This is a genomic window from Streptomyces sp. NPDC005791 (assembly GCF_042871485.1).
Taxonomy (GTDB): domain Bacteria; phylum Actinomycetota; class Actinomycetes; order Streptomycetales; family Streptomycetaceae; genus Streptomyces.
In genome coordinates, this window is record NZ_JBIAIP010000009.1 from 314249 (window position 1) to 332151 (window position 17903).

Below are 17903 nucleotides of genomic sequence, written 5' to 3' on the forward strand. Positions count from 1 at the left end.
CCGCACCAGGTCCGGCCCGGCCGTACCGTACGACCTGTACCTGACCAGGCCGTACGGGGGCCGGGCCCCCGCACTTCCTGTCCTCGTCCCTCCACCCATGGGAGCGCTCCCGCATGACTGCCGTACGACCCGACACCACCCCGAAGCAGGCACCCGAGGCACAGTTCCCCACGGGCTTCATCTGGGGAGCGGCGACCGCCTCCTACCAGGTCGAGGGCGCCGCGGCCGAGGACGGCCGCACGCCGTCCATCTGGGACACCTTCAGCCGTACGCCCGGCAAGGTCCGCAACGGCGACACCGGCGACATCGCCGCCGACCACTACCACCGCTACCGCGACGACGTCGCGCTCATGAAGCAGCTCGGCCTGAAGGCGTACCGCTTCTCGGTCTCCTGGTCCCGGGTCCAGCCCACCGGCCGCGGTCCGGCCGTCGAGCGCGGTCTGGACTTCTACCGCAAGCTCGTCGACGAACTGCTGGACGCCGGCATCATGCCCGTCGCCACCCTCTACCACTGGGACCTCCCCCAGGAGCTCGAGGACGCCGGTGGCTGGCCCGAGCGCGTGACCGCCGACCGCTTCGCCGACTACGCCGCGATCGTCTCCGGCGCCCTCGGCGACCGCGTCGGCATGTGGACCACCCTCAACGAGCCGTGGTGCTCGGCCTACCTCGGTTACGGCTCCGGCGTACACGCCCCCGGCCGCACCGAGCCCGCAGCGGCGCTGCAGGCGGCCCATCACCTCAACCTCGCCCATGGCCGGGCGATCGAGGTTCTGCGCGCCCAACTCCCCGCTGCTGCGCAGACCTCGGTCACCCTCAACCTCCACCAGGTCAGCCCGCTCACCGGCAGCGAGGCCGACGCGGACGCCGCCCGCCGCATCGACGCGGTCGGCAACCGTGTCTTCACCGGTCCGATGCTGCGCGGGGAGTACCCCGCGGACCTGATCGCCGACACCTCGCACCTGGTGGACTGGTCGAAGCTGGTCAAGGACGGCGACCTCGCGACCATCTCGCGCCCGGTCGACGCCCTGGGCATCAACTACTACGCGCCGACGATCGTCTCCATCCCGGAGCAGAACGCCGACTACGCGCGCAGTGACGCCCACGGCGCCAGCGCACACTCCCCGTGGCCCGGTTCGGAGCACGTCGCCTTCCACCTCGCCGAGGGGAAGGAGCGCACCGCGATGGACTGGTCGATCGACCCCGACGGGCTCTACAACCTGCTCATGGACGTCACCCGCGACCACCCCGGCCTCCCGCTGATGGTCACCGAGAACGGTGCCGCGTTCGACGACTACGTCTCGCCCGAAGGCAAGGTCCAGGACCCCGAGCGGGTCGCCTACCTGCACGGCCACCTCGACGCAGTGCAGCGGGCCGTCGCCGACGGGGCGGACGTCCGCGGCTACTTCCTCTGGTCGCTGATGGACAACTTCGAGTGGGCGTACGGCTATTCGAAGCGCTTCGGCGCGGTGTACGTCGACTACGCCTCGCAGCGCCGCATCCCCAAGGCGAGCGCCCACTGGTACAGCGACGTGATCCGCCGCCACGCACTGCCCCCGGTCGGCACCGTCTGACCTCGGCCGGCACGGACGACCAGCACGAACAGCGGGACCCGGCGGTGCGCCGGGTCCCGCTCCTCCGTGTCCGCCTCCTGCCCGCCTTACGTGCTCGGCACCCGGACCCCGTAGGCTTGGGAGCGCTCCCAAGGGTGTGGCGCCGCGAAGGACCGACGGGTCCGGAGCGGTGTCGAGGGATCGGGCAGCGGGACTTGGTTTGACCAACCCGCTGTGAGAAATTGACCGCGAACGGGAGGCAGCCATGGCGGCAGCGCGAGTACGGAGTGGCGGGCGGCCCACGCTCGAAGAGGTAGCGGCCCGGGCCGGAGTAGGGCGGGGCACGGCCTCACGCGTCATCAACGGCTCGCCGCGGGTCAGCGAACAGACCCGGGAGGCCGTCGAGGCGGCCGTCGCCGAGCTGGGATACGTACCCAACCGCGCGGCCCGGGCGCTCGCGGGCAACCGCACGGACGCCATCGCCCTCGTCGTACCCGAGTCCGAGACCCGGTTCTTCGCCGAGCCGTACTTCTCCGACATCGTGCGCGGTGTCGGGGCGGCCCTCGCCGACACGGAGATGCAGCTGCTGCTGACCCTCGCCGGCAACGACCGTGAACGCCGCCGACTGGCCCAGTATCTGACCGCGCACAGGGTCGACGGGGTGCTCCTGGTCTCCGTCCACGCCGACGACCCGCTGCCGGACCTCCTCGAACAGCTCGGAATGCCCTCCGTGATCAGCGGCCGCAGGCACGCGGCGGAGACGCTGCCCTCCGTCGACTCCGACAACTTCGAGGGTGCCCGCGCGGCCGTCGACCACTTCATCTCGCGAGGCCGCCGCTCCATCGCCACGATCACCGGGCGCCTGGACGTCTACGGGGCGCAGCGCCGCCTCGACGGTTACCGCAAGGCCATCGCCGCGGCCGGTCTCGACCCGGACGAACGGCTGATCGCACCCGCCGACTTCAGCGAGGAGGGCGGCGCCCGGGCGATGCGGGAGCTGCTGGAGCGCCGCCCCGGGGTCGACGCGGTCTTCGCGGCCTCCGACGTGATGGCGGCGGGAGCCCGTCAGGTGCTGCGTGAATCCGGCCGCCGCATCCCGGACGACGTGGCCCTGATCGGCTTCGACGACTCTGCGGTGGCCCGCCACATGGACCCGCCCCTGACGAGCGTGCGCCAGCCGATCGAGGAGATGGGCCGCACGATGGCCCGCGTCCTTCTCCAGGAGATCGCGAACCGCTCGTCGGGCACCACCGCGGAGAAGCGCCCGAGAATCGTACTGCCCACGGAGTTGGTCGTGCGGGAGTCCTCCTGAGGTGCGCCGTCGTCGGCCGAGGGCGGCCGCACCCATGGTGAGTGAACGTTTTCACAACATCTCCATGAAGCACCCACTCGGCCGATAGGGTTCCCGGAGTCCGGCGAATGTGTGACGCACCACACGACGTCACGCAACGGTCTGCCGCACGTGCGCTCTGGTCCGGCAGCGCATCTGGGGGCACGCATGCAGAAGATGATCAGAGGGGCGAACGTCGGGCTGGCCGCGCTCAGCGACCACGTCGGCTCGGTGACGATGAGCCTGGGGTGGAGCAGCCCGACGGGCGAGGGTGACGCGGACGTCTCCCTGTGGCTGCTCGGCGACACCGGCAAAGTGCGCAGCGACGCCGACTTCTGTTTCCACAACAACCCGGTCGTCGGCAACGGCAGTGTCCAGCTGCTCGGGAAGGCTCCCACGGCCGACGCCTACGAGGACCGCATCAGTTGTGATCTCGACGCGGTACCGTCCGAGGTCGAGCGGATCGTGGTGGCCGCGAGCCGTTACGGCGGAGCCCATTTCGGGGATCTCAACGACCTCTACCTGACACTCACGGACAGCTCCGGCACCCGTCTGGTCCAGTTCTCCGTCGAGGAGGCGGGCGCCGTGGGCGCCTTCATCTTCGGAGAGCTCTACCGGCGCGCCGACGAGTGGAAGTTCCGTGCCGTCGGGCAGGGCTACGCGTCCGGCCTGGCCGGGCTGGAGGCGGACTTCGGTCTCGACGACGAGGACGACGCCGGGGAGGAGGGGGTGGCTGCCCAGGGCCCGGACGAGGACACCCCGCCCCAGTCCGTCCCGCAGACCGCGCCCCTGGCGGCGGTGCCTCCACCCCGGGCACCGGAGCCCGAGGCCGCGGCCCCGGCGAGCACCGGGGAGGCCAGGAGCCAGGAGGAGCCCGCCGGGCAACCCGTGACGGAAACCCCGGTCGACGTCGTCGACGCCCCGGGCGACGACGCCGACCGGGAGGCTGTCGAGCGGGAGCGAGCCGAACTGCGGGAGTTCATCAAGGGGTTGAGCCCGGACGACATCAAGTCGGGCGGCTGGTTCACCAAGCTGAGCGCCCAGGCCATGAGCTCCTACACCGACAAGGTCGACTGGCAGTACTTCCAGGAGCGGTACGAGGGCGTACCCCCGGACGCCGTCGTCGATCAGCGGATGAAGCTGGCGGCTCGGTACGCCGCACTCGAAGGCGGGCTGTCCGCCGGGGCCTACACGGCGGCCGTCGCCGCCACCATCGGAAGCCTCGGGGGCGCCTCGGCGGCGACCGTCCCGGCCGCCGTCGCGACCATGATGGTCGATGTCGCCTTCGTCACCCGGCTCCAGCTCCGCCTGGCCTACGACATCGCGGTCCTCTACCGGGTCCCGCTCGACCTGTCCGACCCCGAGGACATGTGGAAGCTCATCCGGGTGGCCTTCACGATCAAGAGCGGGGAAGCGGTCCGGGGAGGTGTGGTCAAGGCGGTCCCGGCCCTGGTGCGGCCGGTGATCAAGCGCTTCTACTCCGGAGGGGTGCTGACCGCGGCGAGAGGCCTCCCCGTCGTCGGGAAGTACCTCCTGCAGCGCAACGTCATCAAGATCGGCATCCCCCTGGTCGGCGTTCCCCTCGCGGTGGTGCTGAACCGCTACACGACGCTGCTCGCCGGGCGGCACGCGCAAGCCGTGTTCCGGAACGAGGCGCGGGTGATCGAACTCGCCGAAGGGCTGACCAAGCGGTGTCAGCACCCGCAGTTGATGCTGTGGGTCGCGTGGCTCGTCGTCATGGCGGACGACAAGATCGCGGATGACGAGACGTTGTTGATGCGGCATCTGGTGCGACTGGTCCGGGAACAGCACCAGGTGGTCGACGAGCAGCTCGCTCATCTCGTCGACATCGACCCTGCCGAGGTGTGGCGACGCCTGGACGCGGAGCCAGGGGACCTGAGCGACCTCCTCGACGTGGCCGACCGGGTGGCCACGGTGGACGGTGACGTCGACGCGCGCGAGAAAGCCGTCATCGCCGAGCTGCGAGAGCGCTGCCGCCGGGTCTGACGCCGTCGTCCGTCGTCCCCGCCCCGGCCGTCGTCACCGTCGGTGGAAACGCGCCCGGCGACTCGCGGCGGGGCCCGCGCCGCCGGTCCGTGCCCAGGAAAGGAGGGCCGACAGTGCTCTGTCGGCCCTCCAGGGGTTCGGTGCGTACCGCGGTCCGGTCAGAGCCGGCCGCCGGTGAGGCGGGTGATCGGGCCGGCGTGGGTCCTGGCCGTCTGGCGGCCGAGGGCGAACGCGCCGCCGACGAGGCCACCGAGACCCGCTGCGGCGCCCACGGCCATGGCCTTGCGGTGCTTGACGACGGTCCACGCCGTGGTCGCCGTCGAGGTCACCTTGCCCGCCGTGTCCAGGACGGTCTGCCGGCCCGTGTCCCAGCCCGCGACAGCGGCGCGCTTCGTCGCCAGGCCGGCCGACCGTACACCGGCCTCCGCGGACCCGGCGGCGTCCTGGGCCTTGGACTTGGCGTCCTGTGCCGAGGACTTGGCCTTCGAGGCTGCGACCGCCGAGCCGGACCTGGCCTGCTTTCCGGCCGCCGCAGTGGTCTGTCGCCCCTTGGTGGCGGCCGCCCGGGCACCCGTACCGGCCTTCTCCGCAGAACCGTTCACATTCTTCTTGGTGTCTTCGCTCTCTGCAGTCATGGTGTTCGTGTTACCTCTCGACGCGGCTCGAAACGGACTGGCGGAACTCAGCCGGAATCCCGTGGAAGCAGCGAACCCAGCGGGCCGAGGTCCAGGTTGAGGTCCTCCATGGTGAGGTCGTAGCGCTCGCAGAGCTCCGCCATGCGGTCCTGGAGGATCATCAGCGTCATCCCGATGCGCTCCTCCTGTTCCTCACGTAGATCGCCCACGTCGACCCGGTGCAGAGCGGTGCGCTCCATGAGCTGGCGCAGCAGTTCGACGATCGTCAGCACCAGTTTGATGAGATCGCGTTCCACCGTGTCCGGGTCGGTCTCCAGACGCTGCGCCAGGCCGTTGCGTGTGCCCGGCTCGTCGGGCCCGGCGGGCACGAGGTCGAAGGCGTGTGCTGCGGCCTGGGCGACCTCCTGGAGGCTCGTCGCCTGCGTACGCGGGCCCGCTGTTTCCTCGGGCTGCTCGGGCATGGGGCGCTCCTCGTTCGTCCTCACCACGGTGCCGGTTCCTCCGACGTGATCGACCGGATCACGGCTCTCAGGTTGATGTGCACGAGGTCGACCTCGGCGACGGAGAGAACCAGGTCTCCCGTGAGCACCGCGCCCCCGTTCAGCAACCGGTCGAGCAGGTCGATGAGCGCCACCTGGCGCCCGGCCAGGGACTCGACGGAGTCCTCGTTCATCGCGGCTCACCGCCGTCCGCCGCGGGCGGCGTCGCGAAGGAGTACGGCGCCCACGGGCCGGTGATCTCCACGCGCACCCCCGGTACGCCGTCGGCGAGCCCCGTGAGTGCCGCGCGGAAGGCGTCGGCCTGGGCAGCCTCGACGAGATAGGCGTCGTTGACGATGTTCTCCCCGGCGGCCTGGGCCAGATCACCCTGCTGCGGACGGTGCGTCACGTGCGCCTCGGCGATGTCGCTCACCCGGGCGGGCACCTCGGCGGCCACCGCGCCCGCCGCCCGGTAGGTCACCCGGTGGTTCTGCTGCTGAGCACGGCGCCGCTGGAGGTACGCCCGCCCCGGACTTGCCGGCGCGTCCGTGGCCGGCCCAGGGTCGCCCACCGTGACCGCCGCGCGCGGGTCGGCGTAGACCTTGACGCCGAGTTCCACGTGTCCTTCGAGACGGGCGAGCAGGTCGGCGAACTCCGGCTCGCGTGCGCCGAGCATCCCCCGCACGCGCTCGTCGTCGAGGTAGACCGTCGCCAGGCGCATGGGCAGTACGGTCGCGTGCTCGTACGCCGCCTCGACGACCGCGTGGTGGGTCCGGGCCAGCACCTCCAGCCGTCCGAGATCCTCCATCTGCGCCTTCACGCCCTCGGTTCCGTACAGGGCGGAGGGGACGGACGAGACCAGAGCCACGAGATCCCCGGCGCGGACCGTCCGCAGAGGGGTTCCCTCCAGGCCCTGCCGGTTCGTGAGCGCCGCGTCGAGGGGGGCGCCGGCGCGGCTGACGGCGTAGACGTAGGACATGACCGGGCCGGCCGCCGAGGTCGCTTCCGCAGTCACTTGGATTCCTCGCCTTCCACATGCGCGGCCTGCCCGGCCGGCAGCCCCACAGCGGCGCGCAGCTCGGCTATCTCGGCCCGCAGCCGTGCGTTCTCCGCCTCCACCTGGTTCGTCGCGGGAGCGGCGCTCACCTCGGGGGCCTGCTCCGGGCGGGCCCGGGAGGAGAGCGAGGGATCGTGCTCCCACCAGTCGATGCCCATCTCCTTGGCCTTGTCGACCGAAGCGACCAGCAGCCGCAGCTTGATCGTCAGAAGCTCGATGTCGAGCAGATTGATCTGGATGTCTCCCGCGATGACGACGCCCTTGTCCAGGACGCGTTCGAGGATGTCCGCCAGGTTCGCCGAGGACTGCTGCTGGCCGTAGGGGGACGCTGCGGAAGAGGCTCCCATGCGGCCGGCCAGTGAGTCGGTCACGTCGGATCAGTCCCCTCGTGCTGTGGGTGGGGCATGTCAGCTGCGGGCGGAAGCGGTACGGCGCCGGGCGCGCGGGGCCGGCTCCTCCTCTGCTTCGTCCTCGGTCTCGGACTCGTCCTCAAGGGGTTCCTCCTCCGCGTCCTCGTAGGCCTCCTCGTCCTCCGGCAGGTCTTCCTCGTCCTCCGGCGGGAGCTCTTCGTCGTCCTCGTCCTCCGGGGGAAGCTCTTCGTCCTCCTCGGGCTCGTCCTCCTCGTCGATGTCCTCCGCGTGGGGATCCTCGTCCTCCGCGTCGGTGTGCCCGGACTCCGCATCGGTGTCGTCGGGCTCGGAGTGCTCCGCGTCGGGGCCGTTCTCCTCCTGGGCGCGGGCCTCTTCGTCCTCCACGGCCTCGTCGTGCTCCAGGACGACTTCGCCGTCGCGGATCTCACCGCGCCACCCGTCGGTCGCCTCGCCGCGCATCATGATGAACTTGCGGTACAGCTTCAGGTCGAGGCGGGCCCTGCGGCCCTGGGCACGCCAGATGTTGCCGGTCTTCTCGAACAGCCCCTTGGGGAAGTACTCGAGAACGAGCAGCACCCGCGTCAGGTTGTCGGTCACGGCGTGGAAGGTCACCACCCCCTTGACCGTGCCCTTGGCGCCCTCGGTGGTCCAGGTGATCCGCTCGTCCGGCACCTGTTCGGTGACGTTCGCCTTCCAGCTGCGCGTGGACTTGGCGACCTTCACCTTCCAGTTGCTGCTGGTGTCGTCAGCCTTCTCGACACTCACGACGCCCTTGGCGAAGGTGCTGAACTCCTGGAATTGGGTCCACTGGTCGTAGGCCTCGCGCACGGGCACACCGACGTCGATGTCCTCGCTGATCGTGACGCTCTTCGACTTGCCCCCGCCGCCCTTGCGCCCCTTGCCGAAGAGTCCCTTGACCTTGTCCTTGACGGCGTCCTTCAGATGGGAGGCGCCGGCGCTGACGGCAGCCTGTGCCGGTGACTTGCCCTCGCCGAGCGCCTTACCGCCCTTGGCGAGGCTCTTCACCGCGCCGCCGGGGGAGCCCTTGCCGTCCGCGAGCCTGCCGACCCCCTCCCCGAGCTTGTGACCGAGGTGGGTGACCGCGTGCTGGGCCCGGGCGCGGAGGTAGTCCTGCAGTTCCTCCTTGAGACGGTCGGTGGCGGGGTTCTTCACCACGTCGTCCTTGAGCCTGCCGAAAGCCGTGTCAGTCATTTGCTGCCACCCCGTTCGCGGCGCGCGCTCGGCGAAGCCGTCCTGCGGGCCCCCGAGGCGGCCTTGCGCGTGGCCGGAGCAGCCTTCTTCCGGGCGCTGCCCGCCGACCTGGCGGCCTTCTTGGCCCCGGTCGAGCGGCGCGGGGCCGGCTTCTCGTCGGCGCCCCCGCCGCCCGTGTCCCCGGCGGCCGAGTCGTCCGAGTCGTCCGTGCCGTCCGAGTCGTCCCGGTCCTCGTCGTCCTGCGCGTCATCCGCCCGCCCGTGGGACGGATCGTCGAGCTCCAGGGTGCGCTTGTGCAGGGAGTCCGCGAGGCCGGTCGCGCGCTGCGTGAGGGCGTTGGTGGCGGCCTTCTTCGTGGCGCCCACCAGTTCGTCGCGAACCTGGTCGTTGAGCGTGCCGAGGAGCGGCGAGTCCGCCAGCATCCTGCCGAGCTGCTTCGGGTCCAGGTTCAGCTTCTTGCCGGCCAGGAACATCCCGAAGCCGATCGCCAACTTGGCTTTCTTCGTACGACCCAGTAGGTATCCGCCCACGAGGGCCACACCTATCTTCGCGTTGCCGGTCATCTGCTGTGCACCTCAATCTCCCAGGGTCATGAATTCTCGTTCAGACGTCTCTGATAGGTCTCGCAATCGGCGAGCCGATCCAGTAGTTCGTCCTCGCGCCGGTCGAATTCCTCGTCGTCGATCTCTCCGCTCAGCAGTTCACGTTCCAGCTCGGCCAATCGCGTGCGTACGGGGCCCGGATCGTAGTGGTCACGCTCTGCGGCCAGCACCACTTGATCGAGGACCCACGCCGTACCGCGTACCGGGGCCAGCGGAAGAGTGAGCAGGTGCGAAATGAGGCCCATGAAGTGGTGCCTCCCCTCTGCGAGGGATGTACGTCAGACGAAGCTGTAGGGCGGCAGCGGGCCGTTGAGCGCGAACGTGTAGTCGTCACCCCGGCGCTCGGCCTCTTCGTGCACCGCCTGCGAGAAGGCGGACGCCTCGTCGCGTCGCACGAGATAGGACACGTTCAGGAAGTGGGTCTTCGTGGGTTCTCCTTCGGAGACCCGTTCCGCGGCGGACGCGAGCGCGTTCGCCACGTCCTTTCCCACTGCTTCCTGCCGTGCCTGGATCTCACGCGAAACGAGCTCGCCGAGGGCCATCTTCTGGTCCTGTGCGCCCGGATTCTGCCGGGTGTACTCGCTGAGCCGCCGGGCCTCCTGCGATTCCGTGAGAATTTCCCGCAGCAGGCTCTCCTCTTCGCGGGAGACCTTGAGGTTGTACTCGAGACGGCCGTCCAGTTCGGAAAGACGCGCCGTGTAGCTGTCCTTCCCCTGATCGAGCGCGGCACGGACCTGTTCGTCGTCGGGACCCACGAGACCGAAGCGCATCGGCAGCGCGGCGCCGTCGGCCATCAGCCGCTCCAGCACGTTCTGGTGCGCGACGAGATCACGTCGCTTCGCCCGTAGTCCGTCCGGCGCGTCGCTGACCACCGCGCCGAGCGTGTCCGTCGTGACGGTCCGCAGGTCCGAGGCCGGTTCCCCGACACCGGACAGGCCGTCCAGCCGCAGAGGGTGGTCGGCGGCGGTGATGGCGTAGATGTAGGTCGGCATGGGTTACTCCTCCCGCCGCTGGGCGGTACGACGGCTGCTGCTCGAAGCGGAGGACTTGCGCGCCGGCCGCTTCTCCTTCTCCTCGGAGTCGTCACGGCCACCCTGGAGTGAATCCGTGAAGGCTTCGACCGCGCCGGTCAGCGCGCCTTTCGACTTTCCCTTGGCGCCGCTCTCCATCGTGTCCCCGACTATGTCGGTCAGCTGGGTGGGAGCCTTGCGGCCCGATTCCAGGTCCAGCCGGTTGCACGCTTCGGCGAAGCGCAGATACGTGTCCACGCTGGCCACGACGACACGTACATCGATCTTGAGGATCTCGATCCCGACGAGCGAGACACGAACGAAGGCATCGATGACGAGCCCCCTGTCGAGAATGAGCTCAAGGACGTCGTAGAGATTTCCGGAACCGCCCCCGCTGTTGGAGGCGTTGCTCTGTTGCACGAGACTCATGGTCGGTCTTCCTTCCAATGAGTGGTCTTCCTGCGGTCACGGCTGCCCGGCGGGCAGATCAGCGGTCGACCTGCCCCCGCGAGTACCGTCGAATTCGTTCGTAACCCACGAGTTGGCCCTGGCCGTCGAGGTTCACGCGATAGGAGGCCATCACGCTCATGGTGTCCGGGATCTTCTCGATCTCGACGACTTCCACATGCGCGGTCCACCCGTCGTCCGTCGCATTCAGCGAGGACACCGAATCGGGTGCGCGCTGCAGGAGTTGGGCAAGCTGCTCGGCTGCGTTGCGCATCGCCGTGGAGACATCGACCCGGCCTTTGCTGCCGTGATCGCTCTCGGTGTTTTCTGTCGTCGCCATGTATGTCACCTGCCGCGCGTCATGGTGGCTTCCAGTCGGTTCGTTCGGTCAGCCATTCGTTCGGGGCTGCAGTTCGCGTGCCCATGAGACCCGAACGTATGCATGAACGATGCTCACGCCTTCCACACAGCTGCGGATGTTCGGCACGCAGGTGCGCGCAAAAGCCCTGCCGCGTCGAGGGAGACGCGGCAGGGATCAACAGGGCCGGGTGCCATGGCAGAGGGCGGACCCGGGGCGCGGTCAACGCCTGGCCGGCTCGATGACCGCGTGCGGATCGCGAAGCCGGACCCGCTGTCTCCGGTCGGTCACCGTCAGCCCGAACTGGTCGGCATCGGGGTGCCCGAGTGCCGTGTACTCCAGCCAGGTCTGCTCGATCTCCTCCCACAGGAACCCGGGGCCGTACTGCCAGACATCCTCTCCACCGGCTGCGGTGGCGGCGGCGCCGTCCTCACGGCTCACCCACACCTGGGCGCCACCGGCGGTGTCGGAGCTTGCCCGCGACGGAGGAGAAACAGCGGTCGGTGGTTCTCGCGGACCTGGCCGCTGTCGAGACCGCGGCCGGGGAGCTCGGGGCCGCGTGTGACTACGCAGTCCGTGCGCTCGACCAGCTGGAGCGCACGTGGTACGCGACCGGTATGGACCGCGTCCGCGAGGTGCGCCAGTCCCTGGCCCCCCACCAGCACGAACAGTGTGTGCGCCCTCGACGAGCGGTTGTACGGGTGGTCGACGACCGTCAGTGCTCTGTCCCGTTGAGGTCGCGTATCAGCGGAGACAGCTCGAGGAGGCTCTCGATCCGGAAGGTCGGGAGTTCCTGTGCTTCCAGGGTGTTCCACTGGATCGTCGCCCAGGGGCCGCGGTGGACGAGCGCGGTTTGCATCCCGGCCGCGACGGCGGGACGGAGATCGTTGTCGACGCGGTCGCCCACGTACAGGATTAAGTGGCCTGCCCGCCGAGGGGGAGCGACACGATGGTCAGGCCGGGAGTCGGTGAGGGACTGACCACCCGCTATATCCCCCGAGGTCCGGGCACGACGAAGGCCCGACCTGTTTTCGCAGGTCGGGCCTTGATCATTCAGGGTGAGTAACGGGACTTGAACCCGCGACATCCTGGACCACAACCAGGTGCTCTGCCAGCTGAGCTATACCCACCATGTCGCCCGGTCGCTTTTCTGACCGGCCGAGAAAAAGTGTACAGGGTCCGAGAGGGTGCTCGCGCACGAGTTGTTCCGGGAGGGTGCACGGGCCCCGGAGGGCCCGTGACCAGCGGCTGTGCGCCCGCCAGGGATTACGGGACAGCCCTTACGCCCCGGCGGCCGGCGTGTGGCGCGCCGCGATCTCCTTGGCGCGGGCCGAGTCCGGGCCGGGCTGCGGCACGAAGACCGCGTCCCGGTAGTAACGCAGCTCCGTGATGGAGTCGCGGATGTCGGCCAGTGCCCGGTGGTTGCCGTTCTTGTCCGGACTGTTGAAGTACGCCCTCGGGTACCAGCGGCGCGCCAGTTCCTTGACCGAGGACACATCGACGATCCGGTAGTGGAGGTAGCCCTCCAGTGACGGCATGTCGCGCGCCAGGAAGCCACGGTCGGTGCCGACCGAGTTCCCGCACAGCGGGGCCTTGCCCGGCTCCTTCACGTGCTCGCGGATGTACGCCATGACCCGCTCCTCGGCGTCGGCCAGGGTCGTACCCCCGGCCAGCTCGTCGAGGAGGCCCGAGGCGGTGTGCATCTGCCGCACCACCTCGGGCATGGTCTCCAGGGCCGCGTCCGGCGGGCGGATCACGATGTCCACCCCTTCGCCGAGCACGTTCAGTTCCGAGTCGGTGACCAGTGCGGCCACCTCGATGAGTGCGTCGTCCGCCAACGAGAGCCCGGTCATCTCGCAGTCGATCCACACCATGCGGTCGTTCATGGCCCCCACCCTACGGGGCTGTGCGCTGCCCCGGCAGGGCCGGGCGGCCCGGAACATACGCCTCGGGACCAGGCCCGAGGCGCTCCACCGGGCCGCCGGAAGTGGCTGCCGCGGTGAGCGGGGACGGGCCGGAGGAGGACGCCGCTGCGGCCCTCCGGCTCGACGACGCCGTTCCCTGCGCGGGTACGGACGTCTCCAGCACCGTGCTGACGCTCTCCAGCACCCCGCCCTGTGGACGCCGGGCCCGGTAGGCGGCCCGGTACGCGGCGGGGGAGGACCCCAGCTGGCGGCGGAAGTGCCCGCGCAGCGCGACCGGCGAACGGAAGCCGCAGCGGCCCGCCACCTCGTCCACCGAGTAGTCGGAGGTCTCGAGCAGCCGCTGCGCCTGCAGCACGCGCTGGGTGATGAGCCACTGGAGCGGTGCGCTGCCCGTGAGCGAACGGAACCTGCGGTCGAAGGTCCGCCTGCTCATGTAGGCGCGCCCGGCCAGCGTCTCCACGTCGAACTGTTCGTGGAGGTGCTCCAGCGCCCAGGCCACGACCTCGGCGAGCGGGTCGGAGCCGATCTCCTCAGGTAAAGACCTGTCCAGGTAGCGCTCCTGGCCGCCACTGCGCCGCGGCGGTACGACGAGCCGGCGGGCCAGCGCGCCTGCCGCCTCCGTGCCGTGGTCGGTACGGACTATGTGGAGGCACAGATCGATTCCGGCCGCGGTCCCGGCCGAGGTGAGCACATCGCCGTCGTCGACGAACAGCTCACGCGGATCGACGTGCACCGACGGATAGCGCTTGGCCAGCGTCGGTGCGTACATCCAGTGTGTGGTGGCCGGACGGCCGTCCAGCAGGCCGGCCGCGGCGAGGACGAAGGCCCCCGTGCAGAGCCCGACGATGCGGGCACCCTCCTCATGGGCGCGGCGCAGCGCGTCCAATGCCTCAGCCGGCGGCGGGGAGGTGATGGACCGCCAGGCGGGCACCACGACGGTGCCGGCCCTGCTGATCGCCTCCAGGCCGTACGGCGTGCTGAGTTCGAGCCCGCCCGTGGTGCGCAGCGGTCCGTCCTCGCCCCCGCAGACCAGCAGGCGGTAACGCGGTACGCCCGCGTCCTGCCGGTCGATCCCGAAGACGGAGAGCGGAATGGAGCTCTCGAATATAGGGCCGCCACTGAACAGCAGTACGGCTACGACTTCCCGGCGTCGCCGTCCGGTCAGTTTCCGTGCGGCCTCCGTTGCGGTGGCGGAGTCCTGGCTCATGACGCTAAGCCCCCCTCGGTGTTCGCGTCTTCCTGGTCCCTACGGGCCTGTCGCTCCTGCACGTTTCCCCTCGGTCTCGCACGCGTCCCCAGTCCTCGACACTCATGATCGAATCTACTGGGTCCCGTGACGCCGACGTGACACGTTCCCCCACCGGCACTATGTCGACAAGGCAACTTGGCGCGAAGCGTTCGATCACGAAGCGTTTCACTCGCGAGCCCCGCAGGGAAGTGCGCATCGCGATCATGGCCCGTCCCCATAGGGTCAAAGCGTACCGCGCGGTCTATTCCTGCCTGGTGGCACGCGGGTTGAGCGGCCGTGAAGGCAAGGGAACCAAGTCGTGGTGAAGTTGGCTGAAAACCGATGGTTGCATGCGCGTAATCCAGTCATGAGACCGGCGTACGCCCCCTGACCTCAGAAGCCTCTGTGCGCCTCTTAGGCCCCTCGGGGCCGTCCGGACGCCGGAGGTGAACGATGTGCGGTCACGCGGTGGCGGAATGTGACGGTCCGGACCGGAGGCCCGTTTGGCGCATTCGGCTGCCCTTTTCGGGCCCGCGAGAAGCCGACCGGAGGGTGTGATCGGAACCCGTCGGAGCCTTCACGAGCTGGATGTAGGACGCAACCGGCATTGCCATACGGGGCGGTGTCCGGCATGCTCCCTCCATTGCCGCCTGCGCTGTGCGAGGGCTGGGCAGTGAAGGGGTGGCGCCGTACCCTTGGGGGTAAGGGGTTGGGAAGATGTTTCCCGGACACAGCTTCACCGCTCGCAGGTACACCTCCAAACCGCTCCCCTCCTCACGAGGACTCTCTTCGCCGAGACACCGATGGCCGGTCACGAAATCCCCGAACCCGCAGACCGCAAGCAGGTAGCCGACCCCGGGTCGGTACCGCAGCCGGTCGTAGAGCCGCGCCCTTCCTGCGATCCCGCCTTCCGGCATGGCGTCGTGGTCGGTTTCGACGGCTCCATGTCCAGCGAGCGGGCCCTCGCGTACGCCATCGGCATGGCGAACCGGCACAGCTCCGGCCTGATCATCGTCCATGTGGCCAACCGTCTGCCGACCACGGTCTGGGCCGGCTGCGAGCCGCCCGTCTTCGTCGATGTGCCCGACCACCGCACGGAGGTCCTCGGCCTGGAGCTGGCCTGTGCGGACTATCTCGCCGAGGTTCCCTGGGTGCTCGTGGAGCGCGGTGGCGACATCTGCCACGAGCTGGAGGAGGTCGGCCGGGAGTATTCGGCCGACGCCATCGTCGTCGGTTCGACGCACGGCATCGTGGGCCGGATCTTCGGGTCCGTGGCCGGCCGCCTCGCGCGCCGCGCCCAGCGCCCGGTCATCGTCATCCCCTGAGCGCCGGAAGGCCCCTGACGCACCGTCAGGGGCCTTCCTGGTGCCTTTGCCTCCGGGGCGGCAGGCGGGGGCGGGTGCCCGTCCTACTCGACGGTGACCGACTTCGCCAGGTTGCGCGGCTTGTCGATGTCACGGCCCATGGCCAGCGCCGTGTGGTACGCGAACAGCTGCAGCGGGATGCCCATCAGGATCGGGTCCAGCTCGTTCTCGTTCTTCGGGACGAGAATCGTGTGGTCGGCCTTCTCCTGCTCGCGGTGGGCCACGGCGAGGATGCGTCCGCTGCGGGCCTTGATCTCCTCCAGCGCGGCCCGGTTCTTCTCCAGCAGGTCGTCGTCCGGGACGATCGCGACCGTGGGGAGCGCCGGCTCGATGAGCGCCAGCGGACCGTGCTTGAGCTCCGAGGCGGGGTAGGCCTCGGCGTGGATGTACGAGATCTCCTTGAGCTTCAGGGAGGCCTCCAGCGCGACGGGGTAGCCCCGGACGCGGCCGATGAACATCATCGACTGCGCGCCCGCGTACTCCTCGGCCAGTTTCTTGATCTCGTCCTCGGATTCGAGGATCTGGCCGATCTGCTCCGGCAGCTTGCGCAGGCCCTCGATGATCCGCTTGCCGTCGGACACCGACAGGTCGCGGATGCGGCCCAGGTGCAGGGCGAGCAGCGCGAAGGCGACCACGGTGTTGGTGAAGCACTTGGTGGAGACGACGCAGACCTCGGGGCCCGCGTGCACGTACATGCCGCCGTCCGCCTCGCGGGCGATCGCCGAGCCGACGACGTTCACCACGCCGAGGACGCGGGCGCCCTTGCGCTTGAGCTCCTGCACGGCGGCCAGCACGTCGTAGGTCTCACCGGACTGCGAGACGGCGACGTACAGGGTGTCCGGGTCCACGACCGGGTTGCGGTAGCGGAACTCGGACGCGGGCTCCGCGTCCGCGGGGATACGGGCCAGCTCCTCGATGAGGCCGGCGCCGATCATGCCCGCGTGGTACGAGGTGCCGCAGCCCAGGATCTTGATCCGGCGGACGCCGCGGGCCTCGCGCGCGTCCAGGTTCAGGCCGCCCAGGTGCACGGTGGAGAATCGGTCGTCGATGCGGCCGCGCAGCACGCGGTCCACGGCGTCGGCCTGCTCGGAGATCTCCTTGTGCATGTACGTGTCGTGGCCGCCCATGTCGTACGACTCGGCCTCCCACTCCACGGTGGTCGGCGTGGCCGTCGTGGTCGAGCCCTCCGTGGTGTACGTACGGAAGTCGTCGGCCTTGAGGGTGGCCATCTCGCCGTCGTCCAGGGTGACGATCTGGCGGGTGTGCGCGACCAGGGCCGCGACGTCGGAGGCGACGAACATCTCCTTCTCGCCGATGCCGAGCACGACCGGGGAGCCGTTGCGGGCGACGACGATGCGGTCGTTGAAGTCGGCGTGCAGGACGGCGATGCCGTACGTGCCCTCGACGGACTTCAGCGCCTCGCGGACCTTCTCCTCCAGGGTGCCGGCCTGGGACCGGGAGATCAGGTGGACCAGCACCTCGGTGTCGGTCTCGGAGAGGAAGACGACGCCGTCGGCGACGAGCTTCGCGCGCAGCTCGGAGGCGTTGTCGATGATGCCGTTGTGGACGACGGCGACGTTGTTCTCCGCGTCCAGGTGCGGGTGCGCGTTCTCGTCGCTCGGGGCGCCGTGGGTGGCCCAGCGGGTGTGGGCGATGCCGGTGGTGCCGGCGAACCGCTTCGGCACGCGGGCCTCCAGCTCGCGGACCCGGCCCTTCGCCTTGACCATCTTCAGGGTGCCGGGCTTCCCCGCCGCGGCCTTGCCCGTGATGACGATGCCCGCGGAGTCGTATCCCCGGTACTCAAGCCGCTGCAGGCCCTCCAGGAGCAGCGGAGCCACGTCACGCTTCCCGATGTAACCGACGATCCCGCACATAGGTCTTTGCCCTCCATCGACGTACAAAAAGTCCGGTGCCCGACTGCCGTCCGTCCCGCTCAGCCGTAGACGATGCGGCGCAGCTGGCGGAGCGAGAGCTCCTGCGGCGCCACCGCGCGGTGCGGCAGCTCGGCCGCGATCCGCGCGAAGATCTCCGGGTTCACCAGGCCGCCTGCCTGTAGTTCGCGGTGGCGGCGCCGGACGAAGTCCTCGGTCGTCTCGTCGAAGTACGCCAGCACGTCGAGGATCACCCGGGCGGCCTCACCGCGCTGGAGCGCGGTGGAGCGTACGAGGTGGTCGATGAGGTCGTCATGCGTCTGGCGGCGTTCGAGCACTCGTCGATACTGCGTGGACGGATGTCGCTACGCAAGAAATCTGCCCGGAATCGGGCAGGAATCTCATCCAGTGCGGGCTGTATGCCGGAAATGGTGCGTATATTCCCATCCGGGGCCGA

General features: G+C 69.6%; 20 protein-coding genes, 1 tRNA gene and 1 pseudogene. 4 read left to right on the forward strand and 18 right to left on the reverse strand.

The features are described 5' to 3' along the window. Nucleotides 1-113: 113 nt before the first annotated feature. The 3 genes from ACFYSH_RS19945 to ACFYSH_RS19955 all read left to right on the forward strand — a co-directional run bounded on the left by ACFYSH_RS19945 (nucleotide 114) and on the right by ACFYSH_RS19955 (nucleotide 4887). Nucleotides 114-1571 (forward strand): GH1 family beta-glucosidase, encoded by a 1458-nt coding sequence (locus ACFYSH_RS19945; protein ID WP_359464378.1) that lies wholly within the window; start codon nucleotides 114-116, stop codon nucleotides 1569-1571. A 244-nt stretch (nucleotides 1572-1815) separates the two neighbouring features. After that, nucleotides 1816-2862: a LacI family DNA-binding transcriptional regulator gene (locus ACFYSH_RS19950; RefSeq protein WP_359464375.1), complete on the forward strand. Its 1047-nt coding sequence runs from the start codon at nucleotides 1816-1818 to the stop codon at nucleotides 2860-2862. A gap of 186 nt (nucleotides 2863-3048) precedes the next feature. Beyond that, on the forward strand, nucleotides 3049-4887 hold the full coding sequence (locus ACFYSH_RS19955) for a TerD family protein (RefSeq protein WP_388754103.1): 1839 nt from the start codon (nucleotides 3049-3051) through the stop codon (nucleotides 4885-4887). A gap of 158 nt (nucleotides 4888-5045) precedes the next feature. Here ACFYSH_RS19955 and ACFYSH_RS19960 read toward each other — a convergent pair whose 3' ends face one another. From ACFYSH_RS19960 to ACFYSH_RS20035, 16 genes and pseudogenes are all read right to left on the reverse strand, one after another. Further along, complete coding sequence (locus ACFYSH_RS19960; protein ID WP_388754106.1) at nucleotides 5046-5522, reverse strand: hypothetical protein; 477 nt, start codon at nucleotides 5520-5522, stop codon at nucleotides 5046-5048. A gap of 47 nt (nucleotides 5523-5569) precedes the next feature. Further along, a complete protein-coding gene (locus ACFYSH_RS19965; protein ID WP_359464369.1) occupies nucleotides 5570-5983 on the reverse strand; it encodes a gas vesicle protein K in 414 nt (137 codons plus the stop codon). A 20-nt stretch (nucleotides 5984-6003) separates the two neighbouring features. Next, nucleotides 6004-6195, reverse strand: coding sequence for a gas vesicle protein (locus ACFYSH_RS19970; RefSeq protein ID WP_359464367.1), 192 nt, complete (start codon nucleotides 6193-6195; stop codon nucleotides 6004-6006). Next, a complete protein-coding gene (locus ACFYSH_RS19975) occupies nucleotides 6192-7016 on the reverse strand; it encodes a GvpL/GvpF family gas vesicle protein (RefSeq protein ID WP_388754110.1) in 825 nt (274 codons plus the stop codon). The genes ACFYSH_RS19970 and ACFYSH_RS19975 overlap by 4 nt, the downstream gene beginning before the upstream one ends. Next, entirely contained in the window at nucleotides 7013-7429 is a 417-nt protein-coding gene (locus ACFYSH_RS19980; RefSeq protein WP_359464363.1) for a gas vesicle protein, read from the reverse strand. Before ACFYSH_RS19980 ends, ACFYSH_RS19975 begins: the two co-directional genes overlap by 4 nt. 36 nt (nucleotides 7430-7465) lie before the next feature. Further along, entirely contained in the window at nucleotides 7466-8641 is a 1176-nt protein-coding gene (locus ACFYSH_RS19985) for an SRPBCC family protein (RefSeq protein ID WP_359464361.1), read from the reverse strand. After that, complete coding sequence (locus tag ACFYSH_RS19990) at nucleotides 8638-9204, reverse strand: hypothetical protein (RefSeq protein ID WP_359464359.1); 567 nt, start codon at nucleotides 9202-9204, stop codon at nucleotides 8638-8640. The genes ACFYSH_RS19985 and ACFYSH_RS19990 overlap by 4 nt, the downstream gene beginning before the upstream one ends. Nucleotides 9205-9230: 26 nt before the next feature. Next, entirely contained in the window at nucleotides 9231-9488 is a 258-nt protein-coding gene (locus ACFYSH_RS19995) for a gas vesicle protein GvpG (protein ID WP_359464358.1), read from the reverse strand. A gap of 33 nt (nucleotides 9489-9521) precedes the next feature. Continuing rightward, a complete protein-coding gene (locus ACFYSH_RS20000; RefSeq protein ID WP_359464356.1) occupies nucleotides 9522-10235 on the reverse strand; it encodes a GvpL/GvpF family gas vesicle protein in 714 nt (237 codons plus the stop codon). Nucleotides 10236-10238: 3 nt separating this feature from the next. After that, nucleotides 10239-10682 carry a gas vesicle structural protein GvpA gene (locus tag ACFYSH_RS20005; RefSeq protein WP_359464354.1) on the reverse strand — a complete coding sequence of 148 codons (444 nt, stop codon included), beginning with the start codon at nucleotides 10680-10682 and terminating at the stop codon, nucleotides 10239-10241. A gap of 58 nt (nucleotides 10683-10740) precedes the next feature. Continuing rightward, the gene (locus tag ACFYSH_RS20010; RefSeq protein ID WP_359464352.1) at nucleotides 10741-11040 is read right to left on the reverse strand and encodes a gas vesicle protein; all 300 of its coding nucleotides are present in this window, start codon (nucleotides 11038-11040) and stop codon (nucleotides 10741-10743) included. Nucleotides 11041-11280: 240 nt separating this feature from the next. Further along, entirely contained in the window at nucleotides 11281-11499 is a 219-nt protein-coding gene (locus ACFYSH_RS20015; protein WP_388754117.1) for a hypothetical protein, read from the reverse strand. A 274-nt stretch (nucleotides 11500-11773) separates the two neighbouring features. Beyond that, nucleotides 11774-11974 (reverse strand): annotated as a pseudogene (locus ACFYSH_RS20020) (HAD hydrolase-like protein); the annotation flags it as partial. A gap of 141 nt (nucleotides 11975-12115) precedes the next feature. Continuing rightward, nucleotides 12116-12188: transfer RNA gene (locus ACFYSH_RS20025), tRNA-His, on the reverse strand. A gap of 150 nt (nucleotides 12189-12338) precedes the next feature. Further along, entirely contained in the window at nucleotides 12339-12944 is a 606-nt protein-coding gene (gene orn, locus ACFYSH_RS20030) for an oligoribonuclease (protein ID WP_359464348.1), read from the reverse strand. Nucleotides 12945-12954: 10 nt separating this feature from the next. Next, nucleotides 12955-14190 carry a helix-turn-helix domain-containing protein gene (locus ACFYSH_RS20035; RefSeq protein ID WP_359464345.1) on the reverse strand — a complete coding sequence of 412 codons (1236 nt, stop codon included), beginning with the start codon at nucleotides 14188-14190 and terminating at the stop codon, nucleotides 12955-12957. A gap of 824 nt (nucleotides 14191-15014) precedes the next feature. On the opposite strand from ACFYSH_RS20035, the gene ACFYSH_RS20040 reads away from it, so the two are divergent. Further along, nucleotides 15015-15536, forward strand: a complete 522-nt coding sequence (locus tag ACFYSH_RS20040; protein ID WP_359464343.1) for a universal stress protein — start codon at nucleotides 15015-15017, stop codon at nucleotides 15534-15536. A gap of 83 nt (nucleotides 15537-15619) precedes the next feature. On the opposite strand, the gene glmS is transcribed toward ACFYSH_RS20040, so the two are convergent. Together glmS and ACFYSH_RS20050 are read right to left on the reverse strand one after the other, a co-directional pair. Next, a complete protein-coding gene (gene glmS, locus ACFYSH_RS20045) occupies nucleotides 15620-17449 on the reverse strand; it encodes a glutamine--fructose-6-phosphate transaminase (isomerizing) (RefSeq protein ID WP_359464340.1) in 1830 nt (609 codons plus the stop codon). Between the two features lie 59 nt (nucleotides 17450-17508). After that, complete coding sequence (locus tag ACFYSH_RS20050) at nucleotides 17509-17784, reverse strand: hypothetical protein (protein ID WP_359464338.1); 276 nt, start codon at nucleotides 17782-17784, stop codon at nucleotides 17509-17511. Nucleotides 17785-17903: the final 119 nt, after the last annotated feature.

Excerpts from the sequence above, each read along its gene's own strand:
- ACFYSH_RS19945 (WP_359464378.1), top strand. The coding sequence starts at position 114 with ATGACTGCCGTACGACCCGACACCACCCCGAAGCAGGCACCCGAGGCA.
- ACFYSH_RS19950 (WP_359464375.1), top strand. The coding sequence starts at position 1,816 with ATGGCGGCAGCGCGAGTACGGAGTGGCGGGCGGCCCACGCTCGAAGAG.
- ACFYSH_RS19955 (WP_388754103.1), top strand. The coding sequence starts at position 3,049 with ATGCAGAAGATGATCAGAGGGGCGAACGTCGGGCTGGCCGCGCTCAGC.
- ACFYSH_RS19960 (WP_388754106.1), bottom strand. The coding sequence starts at position 5,522 with ATGACTGCAGAGAGCGAAGACACCAAGAAGAATGTGAACGGTTCTGCG.
- ACFYSH_RS19965 (WP_359464369.1), bottom strand. The coding sequence starts at position 5,983 with ATGCCCGAGCAGCCCGAGGAAACAGCGGGCCCGCGTACGCAGGCGACG.
- ACFYSH_RS19970 (WP_359464367.1), bottom strand. The coding sequence starts at position 6,195 with ATGAACGAGGACTCCGTCGAGTCCCTGGCCGGGCGCCAGGTGGCGCTC.
- ACFYSH_RS19985 (WP_359464361.1), bottom strand. The coding sequence starts at position 8,641 with ATGACTGACACGGCTTTCGGCAGGCTCAAGGACGACGTGGTGAAGAAC.
- ACFYSH_RS19990 (WP_359464359.1), bottom strand. The coding sequence starts at position 9,204 with ATGACCGGCAACGCGAAGATAGGTGTGGCCCTCGTGGGCGGATACCTA.
- ACFYSH_RS19995 (WP_359464358.1), bottom strand. The coding sequence starts at position 9,488 with ATGGGCCTCATTTCGCACCTGCTCACTCTTCCGCTGGCCCCGGTACGC.
- ACFYSH_RS20000 (WP_359464356.1), bottom strand. The coding sequence starts at position 10,235 with ATGCCGACCTACATCTACGCCATCACCGCCGCCGACCACCCTCTGCGG.
- ACFYSH_RS20005 (WP_359464354.1), bottom strand. The coding sequence starts at position 10,682 with ATGAGTCTCGTGCAACAGAGCAACGCCTCCAACAGCGGGGGCGGTTCC.
- ACFYSH_RS20010 (WP_359464352.1), bottom strand. The coding sequence starts at position 11,040 with ATGGCGACGACAGAAAACACCGAGAGCGATCACGGCAGCAAAGGCCGG.
- orn (WP_359464348.1), bottom strand. The coding sequence starts at position 12,944 with ATGAACGACCGCATGGTGTGGATCGACTGCGAGATGACCGGGCTCTCG.
- ACFYSH_RS20035 (WP_359464345.1), bottom strand. The coding sequence starts at position 14,190 with ATGAGCCAGGACTCCGCCACCGCAACGGAGGCCGCACGGAAACTGACC.
- ACFYSH_RS20040 (WP_359464343.1), top strand. The coding sequence starts at position 15,015 with ATGGCCGGTCACGAAATCCCCGAACCCGCAGACCGCAAGCAGGTAGCC.
- glmS (WP_359464340.1), bottom strand. The coding sequence starts at position 17,449 with ATGTGCGGGATCGTCGGTTACATCGGGAAGCGTGACGTGGCTCCGCTG.